General features: G+C 46.5%; 22 protein-coding genes. 21 read left to right on the top strand and 1 reads right to left on the bottom strand.

The window, feature by feature from the left end; genetic code table 11:
* Position 1 precedes the first annotated feature (1 nt).
* The 17 genes from PSE60_RS15300 to PSE60_RS15220 all read left to right on the top strand — a co-directional run bounded on the left by PSE60_RS15300 (position 2) and on the right by PSE60_RS15220 (position 13,947).
* The gene (locus PSE60_RS15300; protein WP_272665952.1) at positions 2 to 1,504 is read left to right on the top strand and encodes a phage portal protein; all 1,503 of its coding nucleotides are present in this window, start codon (positions 2 to 4) and stop codon (positions 1,502 to 1,504) included.
* 37 nt (positions 1,505 to 1,541) lie between these two features.
* The gene (locus PSE60_RS15295; protein ID WP_166685332.1) at positions 1,542 to 2,270 is read left to right on the top strand and encodes a phage minor head protein; all 729 of its coding nucleotides are present in this window, start codon (positions 1,542 to 1,544) and stop codon (positions 2,268 to 2,270) included.
* On the top strand, positions 2,267 to 3,523 hold the full coding sequence (locus tag PSE60_RS15290) for a DUF2213 domain-containing protein (RefSeq protein WP_272665951.1): 1,257 nt from the start codon (positions 2,267 to 2,269) through the stop codon (positions 3,521 to 3,523). The genes PSE60_RS15295 and PSE60_RS15290 overlap by 4 nt, the downstream gene beginning before the upstream one ends.
* Complete coding sequence (locus PSE60_RS15285) at positions 3,523 to 4,020, top strand: structural cement protein Gp24 (RefSeq protein WP_272665950.1); 498 nt, start codon at positions 3,523 to 3,525, stop codon at positions 4,018 to 4,020. The genes PSE60_RS15290 and PSE60_RS15285 overlap by 1 nt, the downstream gene beginning before the upstream one ends.
* Positions 4,020 to 5,087, top strand: coding sequence for a major capsid family protein (locus PSE60_RS15280; protein WP_272665949.1), 1,068 nt, complete (start codon positions 4,020 to 4,022; stop codon positions 5,085 to 5,087). Before PSE60_RS15285 ends, PSE60_RS15280 begins: the two co-directional genes overlap by 1 nt.
* Before the next feature lie 56 nt (positions 5,088 to 5,143).
* Positions 5,144 to 5,485 (top strand): hypothetical protein, encoded by a 342-nt coding sequence (locus PSE60_RS15275; protein ID WP_042844779.1) that lies wholly within the window; start codon positions 5,144 to 5,146, stop codon positions 5,483 to 5,485.
* 2 nt (positions 5,486 to 5,487) lie between these two features.
* Positions 5,488 to 5,919, top strand: a complete 432-nt coding sequence (locus PSE60_RS15270; protein ID WP_272666004.1) for a DUF4054 domain-containing protein — start codon at positions 5,488 to 5,490, stop codon at positions 5,917 to 5,919.
* Positions 5,919 to 6,377, top strand: a complete 459-nt coding sequence (locus PSE60_RS15265; protein WP_272665948.1) for a hypothetical protein — start codon at positions 5,919 to 5,921, stop codon at positions 6,375 to 6,377. Before PSE60_RS15270 ends, PSE60_RS15265 begins: the two co-directional genes overlap by 1 nt.
* Positions 6,377 to 6,745: a phage collar protein gene (locus PSE60_RS15260; protein ID WP_036962773.1), complete on the top strand. Its 369-nt coding sequence runs from the start codon at positions 6,377 to 6,379 to the stop codon at positions 6,743 to 6,745. Before PSE60_RS15265 ends, PSE60_RS15260 begins: the two co-directional genes overlap by 1 nt.
* Complete coding sequence (locus tag PSE60_RS15255) at positions 6,735 to 7,250, top strand: phage gateway protein (protein ID WP_272665946.1); 516 nt, start codon at positions 6,735 to 6,737, stop codon at positions 7,248 to 7,250. Before PSE60_RS15260 ends, PSE60_RS15255 begins: the two co-directional genes overlap by 11 nt.
* Positions 7,251 to 7,260: 10 nt before the next feature.
* Entirely contained in the window at positions 7,261 to 8,748 is a 1,488-nt protein-coding gene (locus PSE60_RS15250) for a DUF3383 domain-containing protein (protein WP_068445368.1), read from the top strand.
* 9 nt (positions 8,749 to 8,757) lie between these two features.
* Positions 8,758 to 9,210 carry a phage tail fiber protein gene (locus PSE60_RS15245; RefSeq protein ID WP_068445366.1) on the top strand — a complete coding sequence of 151 codons (453 nt, stop codon included), beginning with the start codon at positions 8,758 to 8,760 and terminating at the stop codon, positions 9,208 to 9,210.
* A gap of 50 nt (positions 9,211 to 9,260) precedes the next feature.
* Complete coding sequence (locus PSE60_RS15240) at positions 9,261 to 9,719, top strand: hypothetical protein (RefSeq protein ID WP_109911397.1); 459 nt, start codon at positions 9,261 to 9,263, stop codon at positions 9,717 to 9,719.
* 82 nt (positions 9,720 to 9,801) lie between these two features.
* On the top strand, positions 9,802 to 12,312 hold the full coding sequence (locus tag PSE60_RS15235) for a hypothetical protein (protein ID WP_272665945.1): 2,511 nt from the start codon (positions 9,802 to 9,804) through the stop codon (positions 12,310 to 12,312).
* The gene (locus PSE60_RS15230; protein ID WP_272665944.1) at positions 12,309 to 12,836 is read left to right on the top strand and encodes a phage baseplate protein; all 528 of its coding nucleotides are present in this window, start codon (positions 12,309 to 12,311) and stop codon (positions 12,834 to 12,836) included. The genes PSE60_RS15235 and PSE60_RS15230 overlap by 4 nt, the downstream gene beginning before the upstream one ends.
* 3 nt (positions 12,837 to 12,839) lie before the next feature.
* Positions 12,840 to 13,133: a phage baseplate plug family protein gene (locus tag PSE60_RS15225; protein WP_272665943.1), complete on the top strand. Its 294-nt coding sequence runs from the start codon at positions 12,840 to 12,842 to the stop codon at positions 13,131 to 13,133.
* A complete protein-coding gene (locus PSE60_RS15220; RefSeq protein WP_272665942.1) occupies positions 13,126 to 13,947 on the top strand; it encodes a baseplate hub protein in 822 nt (273 codons plus the stop codon). Before PSE60_RS15225 ends, PSE60_RS15220 begins: the two co-directional genes overlap by 8 nt.
* 2 nt (positions 13,948 to 13,949) lie before the next feature.
* Here the strand turns inward: PSE60_RS15220 and PSE60_RS15215 are convergent, their stop codons facing one another.
* Positions 13,950 to 14,300 (bottom strand): colicin E1 family microcin immunity protein, encoded by a 351-nt coding sequence (locus PSE60_RS15215; protein ID WP_272665941.1) that lies wholly within the window; start codon positions 14,298 to 14,300, stop codon positions 13,950 to 13,952.
* A 120-nt stretch (positions 14,301 to 14,420) separates the two neighbouring features.
* On the opposite strand from PSE60_RS15215, the gene PSE60_RS15210 reads away from it, so the two are divergent.
* Genes PSE60_RS15210 through PSE60_RS15195 form a run of 4 tightly spaced genes read left to right on the top strand, consistent with a single transcriptional unit; the run spans position 14,421 to position 17,290 of the window.
* On the top strand, positions 14,421 to 15,113 hold the full coding sequence (locus PSE60_RS15210; protein WP_272665940.1) for a Gp138 family membrane-puncturing spike protein: 693 nt from the start codon (positions 14,421 to 14,423) through the stop codon (positions 15,111 to 15,113).
* Positions 15,110 to 15,454, top strand: coding sequence for a hypothetical protein (locus tag PSE60_RS15205; protein ID WP_272665939.1), 345 nt, complete (start codon positions 15,110 to 15,112; stop codon positions 15,452 to 15,454). Before PSE60_RS15210 ends, PSE60_RS15205 begins: the two co-directional genes overlap by 4 nt.
* Positions 15,447 to 16,634: a baseplate J/gp47 family protein gene (locus tag PSE60_RS15200; protein WP_272665938.1), complete on the top strand. Its 1,188-nt coding sequence runs from the start codon at positions 15,447 to 15,449 to the stop codon at positions 16,632 to 16,634. The genes PSE60_RS15205 and PSE60_RS15200 overlap by 8 nt, the downstream gene beginning before the upstream one ends.
* A complete protein-coding gene (locus PSE60_RS15195) occupies positions 16,631 to 17,290 on the top strand; it encodes a DUF2612 domain-containing protein (RefSeq protein WP_272665937.1) in 660 nt (219 codons plus the stop codon). Before PSE60_RS15200 ends, PSE60_RS15195 begins: the two co-directional genes overlap by 4 nt.
* Positions 17,291 to 17,295 lie beyond the last annotated feature (5 nt).

Raw genomic sequence — 17,295 nt, 5'->3', positions numbered from 1 at the left:
TATGTGGCCGTTTAAAAGGCGAAAAATTGCAGAGCAGATTGCACCACCGAAGCGGTCAGCGTTTACCACAGATTTGTATCCTGCATTAGCAAAAGAGAAGGGATTTAACGGGGTAGTTCTACCGCAGCCGATGATTAACGGTGTGGGGATGGACAGTATTGATACTTCCGTTCCTTCATTCAAAGGTGAGCAAGTTTATGGCGTGCCTGAATCACAAGCGGCGTGGTATGCCTCGCAAATGTTTATTGGCAACAATATGTGCGCCATCATTGCGAAACATTGGCTGGTGGATAAGGCCTGTAATATGCCTGCTCGTGATGCCATTCGCCAAGGGTATGATATTGATTGCGATAATGATGATGACAGTGCTATCAGCAAAAAGCTACGTAAACGCGATAAAAAGTACCGTATACAGCATCATTTGAAAGAGCTTATTCACTTTGGGCGCGTGTATGGTGGTCGATTGGCACTGTTTGTGGTGGAAACCTCAAACCCGAAAGAATGGTACGAAAACCCCTTTAATCTCGATGGTGTGACTAAAGGAATGTATAAGGGGATCAAGCAAATTGACCCACAATGGGTAACGCCTGATTTAACTGATTCCAATATCCAAGACCCTGCCAGCATGGATTTCTACGACCCAACCTATTATGTGATTGCAGGGCGCAAATATCATAAATCGCACTTTATTAAGTTTGTCCCGTTCCCCGTGCCTAACGTGCTAAAGCCGCTATATAACTATTTCGGCGTATCTGTGCCAGAGCGCATTTATGAGCGGGTCTATGCTTCCGAACGTACCGCTAATGAAGCGCCACAACTGGCTATGACCAAGCGGTTATTAACTATTGGTATGGCTGACCCTGAGGGTGCAGACAAGAATACCATTCAGGAAAACATGCTTTATTTTATGGAGATGCGCGATAACTACGGCGTGCAGGTGATGGGTAAAGAGGACGTTGCACAACAGTTTGATACCTCGCTAGCGGATTTAGATGCAACTATCATGACGCAATACCAGCTGGTGGCTGCGGCAGCAAACGTACCCGCCACTAAGTTACTCGGTACCACGCCAAAGGGCTTTAATGCCACGGGTGAATATGAAGAGTCGAACTACCGTGAAGAACTGGAAAGTGTGCAATCAAACGACTTAGAAGAACTTTTGCAGCGTCATTACGACATGTTGATGCGCAGCGAAGAGCTACCACTGACTGAAATATCAGTGACATGGGCACCACTCGACAGCCCAACGGCGGCAGAGAGCGCCGATATTGAGTTGAAATCTGCTCAGACGGATGCGGCTCTAGCGGCTACGGGCGCAATTGATGGGTTAGATATCCGTAAAAAATTGGCAGCAGATAAAGAGTCGAGCTATTACGGCATTGATGTAAACGAGGGCGATTATGTCGAGACGAATACGGGTCCGAACGAAAAAGGCGAAATGGGCAACCTCCCGCCAAGCGGTATTGAAGGGCAAACCCCTGCAGTATTCAGCAGCGCCATCTAGCCGTTATCAACGTGACATGTCACGGTTGATTAGTTCGATGATTAAAGACTATGAAAACGTATTTAGTGAATTGAAGGAGGGTTTTTACGGCTCCACGATGGATGCCAGCATTGCGAGTCAAACGCGAATTTGGCTCAACCGGTTAAAACGCAAGTGGGATAAAATCTTTAGTACGCAGTCTAGCGCCATGGCCGATAAGTTTGTTTCCCAAGTCGATATCGGCGCGCAGCGTAATTTAGATGATTCTCTTAAACAGCTCTCTGGCGGTATTACCATCAAAACCGCTGTCATGCCGGACGCGTTAAAAGACCGAATGATTGCCGCCACGGCTGAAAATGTTTCCCTGATTAAATCCATCCCTACTCAATTTCATCAACGTATCGAAAGTGTCGCTCTGCGCTCTATCTCACAAGGGGGTGAGGGTGCGAAAACCTTATTAGATGAAATCAGGCACACTGGCAGCGTCACAGAAAGCCGAGCGAATTTTATCGCCGTTGACCAAACGCGAAAAATTACGACTGCGGCAAACTATGAACGCATGAAATCAGCGGGGATACGCAAGGCTATTTGGCATCACTCTGGTGGCAGCGCTGAACCTAGAGAGTGGCATCTACAGCTAGATGGTGAAGTCTTTGATTTAGATAACCCACCAATTATTGATCCAAAAACGGGCGAGCGTGGATTGCCGGGTCAATTACCTAACTGCAAATGCTTTTGGACGCCTGTTATCGATTTTAGTGGGGAAGAAAGTGGCGAGGAGACATGACAAAACGAACCTATGACAACAACGGCTGGCTCGAAGTAACAGACAACCCCATCTCTAAAGTTGGGGTTTTTGATTATTTGGGGGCGGAAATTGGTGCTCCGGAGCCAGACAAAATCTATCGCGTATTGCGGCCACCAGAAGAACTGGCCAGCGAAGCGACAATTAACTCTTTCAAACTCACCCCGTTCATCATTGAACATGAAATGTTAGGTAAACATGCGACCCCAGCAGAGAAAAAAGGTATCCAAGGGGTGATTGGTGAGAATGTCTATTTTGACCCGCCGTATCTTAGAGCCAATATCAAAATCTTTTCAGATGTGGCGCTTAGCAATATCGACAGCGGCAAAATCGACCTTTCACCGGGTTATCGCAGTAAATATGAATTCACCTCCAGCATTTATGAAGGCCAGCACTATGACGCCATTCAGCGTCACCTACGTGGAAATCACCTCGCATTAGTGGATGAAGGGCGAACTGGCCCTGACGTCGCTGTGCAAGATCACCTCGTTATCACTATCGACACAAAGGAACTTATTCGCATGAACGAAGAAGAAAACAAAGAGAAGCAAACCGCTGATGAAGGTGCGTTTACAGCGGAGCAAGTCACTGCGCTGAAAAGCATTATTGCAGAGGTGATTGCACAAACTAAGCCTTCAACCGATGAAGAGCCGAAAGAAGAAAAGAAATCCACTGATGCTGATCCCGAAGAAGAGCAAAAAGCGGAAGAAGCCGTGTCAGCTGCCGAAGTTGCAGCGGAAGAAGCCACAACCGGTACACCTGAAGCCGTAGAAGCGGCAGAGGTTGCTATTGAGACAGCGGTTGAAGCGATTGAAGAAGCGAAAGAGCATCTCGACCAAGCGACAACTGATAGCTTAAATCGTCGCATCAAACGTTTGAAAAACGGCATCGGCACAATGGATGAGATTGCCTCTTTAAAGCGCAAAATTAAGCGTTTGGAAGCGTCAAAGCCCACGATGGATACTGGCGCACTGTTAAAGCAAATCGGTGAGCGTGATTCATTAGCACATAAGCTGACCCCATTCCTTGGTGTGTTCGACCATGCCGCAATGACTAAGCAGCAAGTGGCGGAGTATGGCGTTGATAAGCTTGGCATCCAATGCGGTAAGGGGAATGAGGCCATTGCGCTAGATGCGTGGATGCAAGGGCGTGTGCCAGATTCACAGAAAGCCACAGTGACGATGGACTCTGCGGTTAGCAATCAATCAATTATGGATAAATGGGGAGCGAAATAATGGCAATTCCTAAATCAGTGGCGTATGGCTTAACGTCTGGCGTAGTGGGTGAAATTAGTCATGCAGGGCCTATTCGAGCAGTGGCCGCGATTCTTAGCTCTACGGATGAAAAACAAAATATCTTCGGTCGAGCTTATACCTACAAAGATGATTCTGTGGAGTCTGTCCAAGTGGGTGGTAAGGGGGCATTTGCGGGGATCATGATTAACCCGAAAGCGTATCGTATTGAAGTGAACCATGCGCGCAATGGCACCCAAGGTGAATTTTTGGCGATGGGGGAGGTGTATGTCGAGTTAAGTGATGACGAAGGCAAAATCAATGATCCTGTCGTGTTCAGCGAAACGGACGGTTCATTATCGGCCAAAGAAACCGTAGCGGCAGGTGATCGCGTGATTGGCTTTGTCAGTCGCCATCTGTCATCAACTGACACACCGCATTTGAGCGTTATTCGCTTAACCGAAATCCCATACCCAGCGGCAGTAAAGGAAGGTGAATAATGCCAGTTAGCAAGCAAAAGTTTTATATGTCTGGCCGCGATATTCGCAAGCATGGCCAACTTAATATCCAACCTAACCAACAGTGGACGTATCGCGAACTTGAACAAATTGGTTTTGGTGGCTTGGCGTCGATGGACTCCGCGATCACGGGTGCTGCTGTACAAGGTGGGTTAATTCAGCGTGAAATGTTGCAACACGTTCTCCCTGGTCTCATTCGCACCGCAACCCGTGTTCGTGTGTTGGATGAAATCACCGGTGTATTGAATTCGGGTGAATGGCACGATGAGGAAATCATTCTGAACGTGGCAACACCAACCGGTAAAGCCGAGCTCTACGGCGACCATACCAACGTGCCGTTAGCATCTTACATTCAAGACCAAGAACGTCGCGGTATCGTGCGTTTTGAACAAGGTTTTCAAGTCGGTAAGTTAGAGGAAGCGCGCCAGTCTGCAGCTGGGTTTGAAGCCGCTGCGGAAAAACGTAATTCAGCGACTGAATCTTTAGAGCAAGGACGTGAGCGGATTGGTTACTATGGGTTTAATAGCCCTGAAACACGAGTATTTGGCTTGATGAATGAACCGAATCTACCGGCTTATGAAACCGCATCGAAAAAATGGAAGGGCGGCACGTTTGCCGATATCACCCAAGATATTACCGATATGTTCTCGCGCATTGAAATGAGTTCAGGTGGGATTATCAAAGACGATATCGCGATCACATTGACGTTACCGCTGGGCTACCGTTCAACGCTCAATGTCGCTAATCCTGTGGCGCGTGGTGAAACGGTGTATCAATGGGTAAAAGAGAACTATCCAAACCTGCGCTTTGTGTTCTCACCTGAATTTGTCGGGGCAAATGGTGGTGCGGATGTGGCGTATATGTTCGCAGATACCATCGATGATGGTTCAACCGCAACCAGCGCGACCATCTTACAAGTGGTACCCGTTAAATACCAATTACTGGGCTCGCAAGCGCAAATCAAAGGGTATTTAGAGGATGCGACCAACGCAACCGCGGGTGTCTTTGTCACGCGCCCTTGGGCTATCACCCGCCTAACTGGCATTTAACCTGACCACTTCCTTTTTTACGCCCTCAAATGAGGGCTTTTTTATTGGAGAAAACCATGTCTCTATATGTCTATTGCACGTTATCGAATGACCAAAACTACTCAGTCACCGATGGGAAAGTGTTTATTGTGGGTCAAGCCAATATCATGACCAAGCATATGTATACCCCGCGAGGGCGTGTCACGGAAATCAGCGACGAACAATATGCTCAACTTAAAGATAACCATGTATTTCAACTGCATAAAGAAAACGGGTTTATCAGCGTTGAAAATCGCAAAGAAGATCCTGAAAAAGTGGCCACCAATATGGAAGCCAGCGATAAGTCAGCGCCGGATACCGTGGAATCATTGGAAGCAGAAAAACAAGCAGTCCCGAAAACCAACAAAAAGGGTAAATAATGATGGAGGCGAGCACATTTCCCCTAACGTCATTTCGTGTGCTCCGTCCACAGTTCAGCGCGGTGCCTGATGATGATATTTATATTATTGCCCAATCCGCGCTTAATTATTTCTCCCCTTGTCGTGGTGTTTGTACCAATGAATTATGGATGCTGGTTGTTGCCCACATGTTGGATTTGAACCAACAAATTGCAGAGGGCGCCGCGCCAACCGGTGTTGTTACTAGCGTCACCATGGACAAAATTAGCGTGTCATTTTCTGCACCCCCTGCCGGTTCCGATTGGTCTCACTGGTTCAAAATGACCACTTACGGCCAACAGTTCTTAGCACTGATAAAGCGCTGTAGTGTGCCGCTATATATTGGTGGCGCAGGTGAACGCTCGGCATTTCGCAGTGTGGGTGGGCGATTTACGCGCGGAGGTCGATTACGTTAATGGCGAAATTAGCCCAGTTAAAAGCGGTTTACGATGAGTTAGCTAAGAAACAACTGAAAGTGGGTTTCTTTGAACACTCCAAATATCCCGATGGCACGCCCATTGCTTATATTGCGGCTATTCAAGAATTGGGTTACCCCGCAGGTGGCATTCCTCCGCGTTCGTTTTTTCGTCCGACGATGAGCGATAAAAAAGCAGAGTATGGCCAGTTAATTTTCCGTGTGGCCAAAGCGGCCGCCGCGGGCAATATTTCCGTTACCGATGGGCTAACCCAAGTCGGCGCAAAAGCGGCTGGGGATGTGAAACTGGCTATTAAAGCGGTAACCACACCTGCCTTGGATGATTCAACGGTAAAGGCCAGAGCAAGACGTCACAGCAAAGGAAAATCCACCGATAAGCCCTTAGTGGATACAGGTCAGATGTTACAAGCCGTCAGTTTTGTCGTGGAGAATAAATAATGTTCGGAAATTTGCACCGTATCGCTTCTCGCTATATTCCGCAGCAAACAGCCCAGTGGTTTCGTTTTAAAAACCGTGAGCCTGATGAGCGAGGGCTCGACCAAAACCAATATCATGAGCCGGTGGATATTCGGGGCAGTTGGCAAGCCGTTGATACCCAAGATGCCCAATCAATGGGCTTTGATTCAAACCAAGTTTATCGTCGTTTTTATACCTCCCATGATATCAAAGGCATTCAGCGTGGTACATCTCCCGATTACCTTGTTTTTAATGGTAAAAAATACGATGTGATGGGGGATGCGGATTGGTATGAGCAGGACGGCTGGAAATCGGTAATTTGTATCGAGGTAGGGGCCTATGACGGATAATGACGTTGATATCGCCATTCGCAAACAGCTTCTTTTTCAGCTCAAAGAGGCAGGGATTGATATCCCCGTGAAAGCCGGCTTTCAATCCACCAAGCAAGGTCGTGAAGATAATATGGTGATGTTTTTCCCGATTAATGAAAATGGCCACGGGTGGCAAGGTCGGCATTACAATGTCCAAGGCAACAATGCCAATCACCAAGAAAACCAATTATCGGAAAAAACGTACCAAGTTCAGGCGTTAATTACTGCATTAGGCAATTACACAGCGGGTGACATGACCGCGATTGTTAGAATGATCGTCAATTCGCTCCCGTTTGTGATCGCGCTGCGAAAGCAGAATATTGGTGTTCAACGTGCAACGGGCATTCGTCGCCCTTACTTTTTGAATGACCAGGGCAACTATGAACAAAATCCCTCTTTTGACTTTAATGTAACTTTCACGCGATCCCTTTTCCCTGATACAGCGGCTGTTAGTGCGCTCTATCCAGACATTCACCGCATATAAGGTTTTAACTATGCCAATTAAACAAACTCGATACGTTGATATCGCATCGGCGGTTATTGGCGCGTCCGCTGTTCCGATGCGTAAATTAACCGGCCGCTTATTTTCCACTAACCCCAAAATTCCCGCAGGTAAAGTTTTAGAGTTTGCCAGTGGTCAAATAGATGATTTGCTGGGTGTTGATTCTCCCGAGGCCCACTTTGCACGACAATATTTTAGCTATGTCAGCCCTGCACCGGTGAGTAAGCCGAAGGAATTACAAATTGCGTCTTATGAGCCCGTCGGGCGAGCGCCTACGCTATTTGGGACAAAAGCCGCCGCATTAGCAGATTTAAAAATCATTGCGGATGGGACGCTATCAGTCACGATTGGTACCGTCACTAAAAGCTACAAAGACATTGATTTGTCCGAAGCGAAGTCTTATGCGGATATTGCGTCCACCATTCAAGCAAAACTCAATGCAGAAAGAGAACCGCAATTTTCCAGTAGCTACTTGACGTTTAATTCACTCGACAGCGCCTTTGAGCTGAGTGGCGGTGTGCAAGAACGCGCATCCATTAGTGTTGAATATTCGGTGCTGGCGAATGCCATGGGGCTGTCTTCCGGTACTGCATCTGAAGGTAACCCCGCACAAACGCCGCTGGAAGCCTTTATGGTTGCCGAGCAAGTCTCCGATTCATTCGGCAGTGCGACATTCTTGGATGAATTGACGCTAGAGCAAGCGGTGCCATTGGCGCAGTATGTGTCGGGTGAGAATGTCAAATACCAGTTGCACATTAGTGTTAGCGAAAAGCAGGTTGAAGATTTTAGCGCAGCATTGATGGGAACCGCTTCCGTGGGGTTAAACCTCAAAACGGATACTAACTATTTTATTCAAACCTTACCCATGGCCGTTATGGCGGCGACGGATTATGACCGCACGAATGCCACGACAAACTACATGTTTCGCCAGTTAGGTGTGACGTTCCCTGCGCAAGTGACCACAGATAAAGCGGCTGACCGATTCGATAAGCTGCGCGTGAACTATTACGGTGAAACCGCGATAGCCGGCTCGCAAATCCGTTTCTATCAACGGGGCTTCTTGTGCGGTGGTGCGTCTAATCCGCTGGATATGAGCGTGCACGCTAATGAACAATGGCTAAAAGCCTATATTGCTCAGCAATGGTTTAACGTGTTGTTGGCCACACGTGGTGTTCCCGCGAATAAAGACGGTGAAGCGCGTGCGTTGATGGTCATTGCCGGTGCGGTCACCAAAGCGATTAATAACGGCACGATTTTAGCCGGTAAAACGCTGAGTGACGTGCAAAAGCTTGCTATTGCGGATGCGTCTGGCGATGACCTTGCTTGGTATGACGTACAGGATAAAGGCTATTGGTATAACGCGCAGATTGTTGAAAACACGGGTGAAAGCGACTTGCCTGAGTATGTCATGAAATACGTGCTGATTTACGGCAAAGGCGATTGGGTTCGCAAAGTCGAAGGCTCACATAATTTAGTCTAGGAGTAGAACATGCATGATGTATCTGCAACCGGCTTGAGTTTTACCATTCAAGCCAGCAAAACCTTTCCCACTGGGATTTTAATTACCGCCTTTGCTGACGATGCTGACCCGCTGGATTTACCCGCTGTCGACATTGCACAAACGGGGATGGACATTAACGGTAACTTGGTGAGTTGGTCCACACCAACACCACAAACCGTCACGATTAACGTATTGGCCGGTAGCGAAGAAGATCAAAACTTGTCTATTTTGCTCGAGGCAAATACCGCGAAAAAAGGGCGCCGACACGCAGGGGATATTATTACTTTTGTTGCGTCTTATGGCGATGGCTCAACGGTCACGGCGCGCAATGGCAAAATCACCAATGGTAGTCGTGGCAACTCAGCCGCCTCTGCGGGGCGTTTGAAATCTAAAGCCTATACCTTTGTGTTTCAGGATTTCGACAGTACGCGTATCCGTTAATTTATTTCAATTTCTGGCGGGGTTTCCCGCCTTTTTTATTGGTGTTTACCATGATGATTAAACCTAAAGAAGTCGCTATCAAAGACGTTGATGGCGTTGAAAAACTATTCATTATTAGTCGCCTACCCGCCACAGTCGGGCGTGAAATCCTAGCCAAATACCCGTTATCTAACGCCCCCAAAATTGGTGACTATGAGGTCAGCAAAGAGGCCATGCTCAAAATGATGGCCTATGTGTGTGTCACTATCGACGGTGAAGAAATCCCCCTTAAAACACAAACACTTATTGATAACCATGTGCCTGATGGCGAATCGTTGATCCGCTTAGAGTTGGAAATGTTGAAATATAACACCAGTTTTTTCGGCAACGACGGGAGCCAAGGTTTCCTCCACTTCCTGCTCAGCAAGGTAAGCGGTTCACTCCCGTCGATTATAAAAACGCTGATGGGTTCTTTGCCGTCATCGTCAGCGAACGCCTCGCCACCTTCACCGAACTCAAAACCTCAATAGATTTAGAAGAAGCAATGGACCTATGGGAAATTGCCATTACTAACCGTTATAACGAAGCCCTTGCGGCTTCAAAGGATCGCTAATGTCATTAATGGATACCTTTGTGCAGGTCTTTGAGTTTGATACAAGGCAAGCGGATGGGGCATTTAAAAAGGTGCAACGTTCGACCGATGACATTATCGATGGCATGAAACAAACCCAACAGGCGGCGCAGCAAAGTTCACTGACCATCGGGAGTGTAATGACAGAGCTTTGGCAATCACTGCAGGGGCTGTCGACCGAACATGCCATTCAGTTTACCACCAATGCCAGCGAGGTTAGTGCTGAGACAAGCCACATCGTGGATAGGTTAGATGCGGTGAGCTCATCATTAAGCGCATTGGATGAGCAACGGCAAAATACAGACACAGCTTGGGTCTTTGCGGGGGATACGCTAGGGGAGTGGGGGCAATCACTGCAAGCTGAAATCAGCCAACTGAAAAATGATCTCGGCTCGTTATCGGTGGGTGACCAAAAAAACGCATTAGAACAGGTAAAAGGCTCAGTCAGTGAGTATGTTAACGAGCTGCAAAAAATCCCGACCACTACTGCCGATGGCGCCGCAGAAATTGAACGTGTGATGGCAGACTTACGCCAATCGGTGCAAGGCTTATCGATTGAACATTCGATTGATTTCGTTACTAATGCAGATGAGGTTATTGCCCAAACTGGCTCGGTTAAAACACAATTAGAGACAGTAACAGATTCGATGGCTAACCTTGAGGCGCAGCGGTCAATATCTGACGCAGGCATGCAATCCACTCAGGTTGTTTTGGGCGAGCTCGATGCAAACTACCAGGCACTACAGCAAAATGTTATTCAACTTAATCAAGGTGTCACCGACCTCGCGTTAGCCGAACACCAAGGTATCACCGCGAAGCAACTGTCCAACGCCATTATTCAAGCACTGCAAGGTAATTACAGCGAGCTAATTCGCCTTGTGGACACGATGAAAGTGAAAGGAATTGAAGCGGCGACCAGTGAAATTAAAGCACAGCAATCCGTGCAAAAAGCCCTTGAGAATACCGAAACCAAATATCAGCAAGCTGGTAATACGGTTATGTCGTTTGCCAAAAAGGCATTAGGGGCGGTTGGTTTACTGATGGGGGCTACCGCCTTGGTGGGAGAATCGATTTCACGTTCGACTGAAATTGAAGCCCTCGATAAGTTAGGTAAAAAAATCAATGTAGCCACAGCCGATGTAGACGCATTCGCGGGTTCAATGGCTGAACTGGGCGGCTCGCGTGATGCGGCCCAAGCAGATTTATCGGCGATGGCCAAATCGTTTGGCTTGGCTAAAAACTCCATGGAAAAAGTACTTCAGACTGCAGATAAAGTGCAGGGTATGAAGTTTGATAAAGCCAAGGCAACGCTTGCGGGACTGGGCGTAACAGATGATAAAACCGTCGAGCTGATGATGAAAGGTCGCAAAGAACTCGAGCGCATGATGGGTATTCAAAAAGAGTACTCAGGCATCAACAAAGAGAGTATTGAACAATCCATCAAATTCAACAAAGCCATGCAAGGCTTTAAGCAATCATCAGGCTTACTGAAAAACAGCTTCTTAGAAATGGTGATCCCGATTTTAACCAAAGGGCTAGAGTGGATTAACCGTTTTGTGAGCTTTTGCAAAGAAAACAAGTCGCTCATTGTGGGGTTCTTTATTGCAATAGGTTCGGCTATTGCGGTGTTTTATGTGCCTGCCATGTTATCGGCAGCAGCAGCGACCTTGGCAGCAACATGGCCCATCTTGGCGATCATCGCGGTTATTGCCTTACTGGCTGCGGCGTTTGCCTTAGTCTATGACGATATCATGAATTTTATTGACGGCAATGATTCGATGATAGGGCGTATTTTGGATGAATACCCCGAACTTAAAGCCGTCATTATTGCGTTGTGGGAAGCGTTTAAAGCCTTCTTTGATTTTGTTATGGCTTTGTCTCAAGTCGTCGCCGATGTGGCGGTGGCTGCCTTTAACTTTATTGCTGATGGCGGCAAGCAGTTATGGGAATGGCTCTCGGGGTTTATTCGCGATTTAGCGGATTGGGGCAAGCAATTTGAAGGTGTCTTTACGGTGGCTTCTGATGCCGTTGTAGGGATTTTTAAGTGGTTATGGGCGCAAATCAAACAGTATTTAGGTTGGATTAATGACGGCTTAGATGCGATTAAAAATGGCTGGAGCACGGTCAAAGGGTGGTTTGGTTTTGAGGATGCACAAGTGACTCAAACGGTTGAACGCAAAGTCACGGCTGACGGCACGATAGAGCACCAAATCCCCGAACAGCCCAAGTTATCTGAAGAAGATACGGCGATGTTAGTAAAAGGACTGAGCCAACAAATTAATGGCATGTCAGCTAATCCAATCAACCCGATGACCAGCCAAGCTATCAGTAATCAATCCAGTACCACTAATGAAACCAATTTATCCATAGGGGAAATCAAAGTGGAAACCCAAGCCACGGATGCGCAAGGCATGACCAGTGGCACGAAAGATGCGCTGCAATCCCAGCTACAAGATTTAGCCCATCAAACCAGCTCGGGGGTAAGCAAATGATCACCGAGGTGAAAATCTTCAATGTCGATAACTTTTCGACGTTATTTGAAACGGCCAATCCAATTCAAATTAACGTCCGAGACGAACATAAAGCGACGCAGTTTACCGTTGAATCAGGGGAAACACGTAGTGACCATGTGGTAGTTCAGCCCGTTGAAATTGGCATGGATTTAATTTTAGCCGGCGAAATGAAAAGCGCCTTTGAAACCCTGCAACAAGCCTATGATAAACACCAGTTAGTGGGTATTCAAACGCGGGTGAAAACCTACCAGCCGATGCTGTTAGTGAATCTCTATCACGATGAAATTCCAGAGATGGCCGATGCGATTAAACTTTCGCTGCGCTTTAGTGAGTGGCGAACGGTTGAGCCAGAATATGGCGACCTGCCGCCCCGTAAGGTGGCAAAAAAAGAGCAATCGAGCACGGTGAATCGCGGGAAAGTGCAGACGTCCACGGTATCAGAGAAAAAGAAAAAATCGGCAGCAACCAAAATTGCTGACGGTGAATTTACGTTAGGGTGGTGACCCATGCAAGAGATCCCTTTAAATGCCGTGCCTAATCAACGTTTGCGCGTGAGCCTTGGCGGTGATGAGTGGGAGCTGACGATTAAAGTGGCGCGAACAACCATGTGCTGTGATATCAAGCGCAATGATGTGGTTTTACTGCGAGGCATTCGTGTGATGCCCAATCAGCCGCTGATCCCTTACCGCTATTTATCGGGCAACGGTAATTTTGCCTTTATCACTGAGAATGATGAGCTGCCATGGTGGGAGCAATTTGGTCAATCGCACAGTCTTGTTTTGTGGGGGGATGATGATTGATTTACGCCGTATCCGATTAGGCATTGAAGTTAATGGTCGGCTGCAATGGTATGAAGGGCTGCGTATTCGTGCCAGTGGCACTAAATATGCCAATCCCCTGCAGAATGAATGCACGGTCAATATCGATGGGCTCAATGCCACAACACGCAATATGTTGCTGACCGAAACTAGCCCTTATACCCAAGCCAAGAAACCGCACCGTTTAATTATCGAAGCGGGACGCGCCAGTACGGGCGTATTTCGCATTTATGTGGGGGATATTGTTAGCGCAGAAATTGCCTCACCGCCCGATGTAACGCTGACCTTAAAAGCGAAAACCAACAATACAACCGCGCGTGATATTGTTTCTTCGTCTGGTAGTGCCATAAGTAAAATGAGCGAGCTGTCTAAGAACATAGCGCAGGATTGCGGGGTTAAATTGGACTTTCAAGCCACCGATAAAAATATTGCCAATTGGTACTTTTGTGGGCCGGCACTCAAGCAAGTGGAACGGCTGCAAGATGCGGGCAATGTGAAAGCGTTTATCGACGATGACATGTTGTATGTGAAAGACCAGGATAAAGCGTTAAGTGGCCGCTTGCGTATTCTTAACCAAAAATCGGGCATGGTAGGGATACCGAAAGCCACGGAAAAAGGTGTCGATGTCACTTATTTAATTGATAGCGAGTCGTCATTGGACGGCATGTTACGCCTTGAAAGCAAGTTTAATCCTGCCTTAAATGGCGACTACATTATCGAACAACTTAAGTTTGATATTGCCTCTCACGACGATCCTTTCTTTTATCAAGCGACCTGCAAACGAATAGGTCGTTAGTTTTATTTATCATGACGCTTGTTTAGAACTAATTTTTTAATAAGTAACGTTATGATGATAATTAGAGTAATAGGAATAGAGAATAAAAACAGCGCTAAATCATAGATGGCTAATAACCCTGTTTTTCCTGGTGTGTCTAAAAAGAATCCACGATGCCAGAATTCACGTGAGGTAAACTTTAAAAAGAAATACTCAACAGCCCATTTAGATATAGGGTAGAAGACGATCCCATAAAAAATGGCCACTAATAGAATATTTTTGTTGTTAAATTCACTATTCCAAGAGGGATATAACAGTAGTCCTCCAAAGAGCCATCCCCAACACATATTTTGAATATAATATTTTTTATTCATTGAATTTTCTCTTTTTCTTACTTCTTTAATTATATTATCAGATTGTATTTGAGAATGTGAATTAATATCAATTATTAATAATCTACATGCCGTGACAATGCTTATAGAGATTTTCTAATCATGAACCAACCCAACAATGATATTGCTAGCGAAGGCAGCTTGGCAGGGCAGTTTATGGCTGCGTTTCGTAGCCTATTGATGAATATTGACGACATGCTCCCAGCAACTGTGGTGAGCTATGACGATAAAACTAACCGCGCGGTGATTAAGCCGCTCGTCATGATGGTATCAACACAAGGGCAAAAAATCGGGCGAGCGGCAGTGCCGAATATTCCCGTTTTTCGTTTTGGCGGCGGTGGCTTTTTTATTCGTATGCCAATTAAACCAGGAGACTTTGGTTGGCTAAAAGCCAATGACCGCGATATCAGCTTAATCTTTCAGCGTGGCGGTTTGGAAGATGAACCGAATACGGCTCGTTTACATACCTTTAGCGATGCCATGTTCTTTCCTGACACGCTTAAAGGCTGGTTAATTGATGGAAAAAATACGGATGCCTTGGTGATTCAATCCATGGATGGTTCGGTGTGTCTGTCACTGCATGAGGGTAAAGCGGTTTTAGATTCACCCGTTCTTGAAGTCAATGTGCCCGAAACCACGTTTAACGGCAATGTTACGGTTAATGGCAATCAGGCCGTAAATGGTAACAGCGATTCAAACGGTGGCACGATGAAACATAACGGTAAAGATATCGGCTCAACCCATAAACACAATGGCATTCAACGAGGTGATAGTAATACAGGAGAGCCCATATGATAACTTTTGATGTGAACAACAATAACGATATCCATTTGGGGAACAGTGGCAACTTAGCGATTACGAGTGGTGAATGGGCATCTAAAAACCGTTGTGAGCATTACGTCAAAGCACTCCGTGGTGAAATGCTGCATAAGCTCGACATGGGTATTCCTTACTGGAAAACCACCTTTGGGCGACAGGCGGATATTCCGTTATTTGAAGCGGCGTTTCGTGACCGAATACGTGAGTTGGATGATGTGATATCGGTGGTGTCATTTTCGGCATTAATCGCGGATAACTCGCTGAACTATACCGCGGTGATCCAAACCATTTATGGGGAGATAACGCTCAATGGCTGATTATCAATATCTCACATCACAGGGTGTAATTGTGCCAGATACCAGCACGTTACGTGATGACGTTGAAAACGAATTTAAAAGTGTCTTTGGTCAGCAACTGGATGTTAATCCCGAAACCCCGCAAGGCGCATTGATCACCATGGAGGTCGAAAATCGGGACGCCGTTGTGCGCAATAATGCAGAGTTGGCCAATCAAATTAATCCTGATTTAGCCGGTGGTATTTTTCTTGATGCAATATGGGCTTTAATGGGCGGTCAGCGTTTTGATGCGACCCACTCCTTTTTATCACAGGTGAAATTCACGGGTATTGCCGAGACTATCATCCCTAAGGGGTCACAAGCGTCCACGCTGAATGGCGACTTATTCGAAACCACCAAAACCTTAATTATCGGTAAAGATGGCTCAGTCACTGGGGATATGCGTGCCATTGAAACGGGGACAGTGGAGTGTGGTGTAGGCCAACTCAATAAAGTGGCCAGTTCGGTATTAGGTTGGGAAACCGTTCATAACCCCAGCAATGCGGTGTTGGGGCGAGATGCTGAATCAGACTTGCAATCAAGGCGACGACGCAAACAGACGTTAGCCAAAAACACGGTGAGTGTGGGAGAGGCGATTACCTCTGCATTGTATGAATTGGAAGGGGTACGTTCGTTGTCGTATCGAGAAAACTACACGGACCAACCGATGATTTTTGATGGGATCACGTTAGTTCCCCATAGCATTTATGTGTGTGTTGAAGGGGGTGATAAAGAGGCTATAGCACGTTCGTTACTACGTACTAAAACCCTTGGCGCCGCCTTTAACGGTCGTGAAGAGGTTGAGGTATTGGAAACTATCAGCGGTCAAATTTATCCCGTTAAATTCGATAGGGCGAAAGAAATTGTGTTGTTCTGCCGAGTAACAGTGAAAAAAGCCACCGTCGATGCACAAACTATTATTCCTACCGCGGTTGAGTCATGGTCAAATGGGGATATCGATGGCGAGGGCGGTTTAGTGGTGGGGCGCGATGTATCTCCCTTCGAAATATCAGCCGGTATCAATGCCGTCGAGCCTCGGTTGTTTATTACACGTGTCGAACTGTCAACCGATGGCAAAGCCTGGTCATCAAATAACTATGAAATCAAAATGAATGAGGTGGCAAGGCTCAAACGCAGTGCGGTACAGGTGGTGCTGGTATGAGCAAAATTCAATCGTTTTATTTTCACTCTGATTTATTAAAAGCGATCCTTTGGCAATATGAAGATGCGACAAACCTTAAGGCGTTAGCTAAATACAAAGCAGACTATTTTGAACAATCCACTATCCAGTTTTGGCGTGATTGGTACCGTGATGTATTTAATATCGATACTGCGAACGAGTTTGGGCTAAATATTTGGGCGTGCATACTCGATGTGCCGTTGGGGATTGATGTTCCCCCGAGTGATAAAACGAAAATTGGTTTCGGTTTTGGTAAAAAGAATGCCAATTTCAAAGGCAACTTTCGGCGTAATGCCGATTACACCTTATCGCTTACCGTCGACCAAAAGCGGCTTATTGTACGTATGCGCTATTTTAACCTTACGCAAAGCCCAACGGTCACCAATATTAACGAATTTCTTAAACGCTTCTTTTGGCAAGCAGACAGTAAAGTGTTTGTACTTGATCCGCTTGATATGACCTATCTGTATTACGTGTTTAATTTCAATCCAGATGAACGATTACGGGTACTTCTTGAAAACTTCGACCTTATGCCTCGTCCATCAGGGGTAGGGGTTAAATATCGTATTGTGACGAAAAAAGCCTTTGGTCACGGTCAACATCGTAAAAACTTCCTTAGCAGTAATTTCGGAGCCTAAAACTT

Origin of the sequence: Providencia sp. PROV174, assembly GCF_028480685.1 — a bacterium.
GTDB classification, from domain to species: domain Bacteria; phylum Pseudomonadota; class Gammaproteobacteria; order Enterobacterales; family Enterobacteriaceae; genus Providencia; species Providencia rettgeri.
The sequence above is the reverse complement of the archived record's forward strand: the minus strand, read 5'-3'. Positions and strand labels throughout refer to the sequence as shown.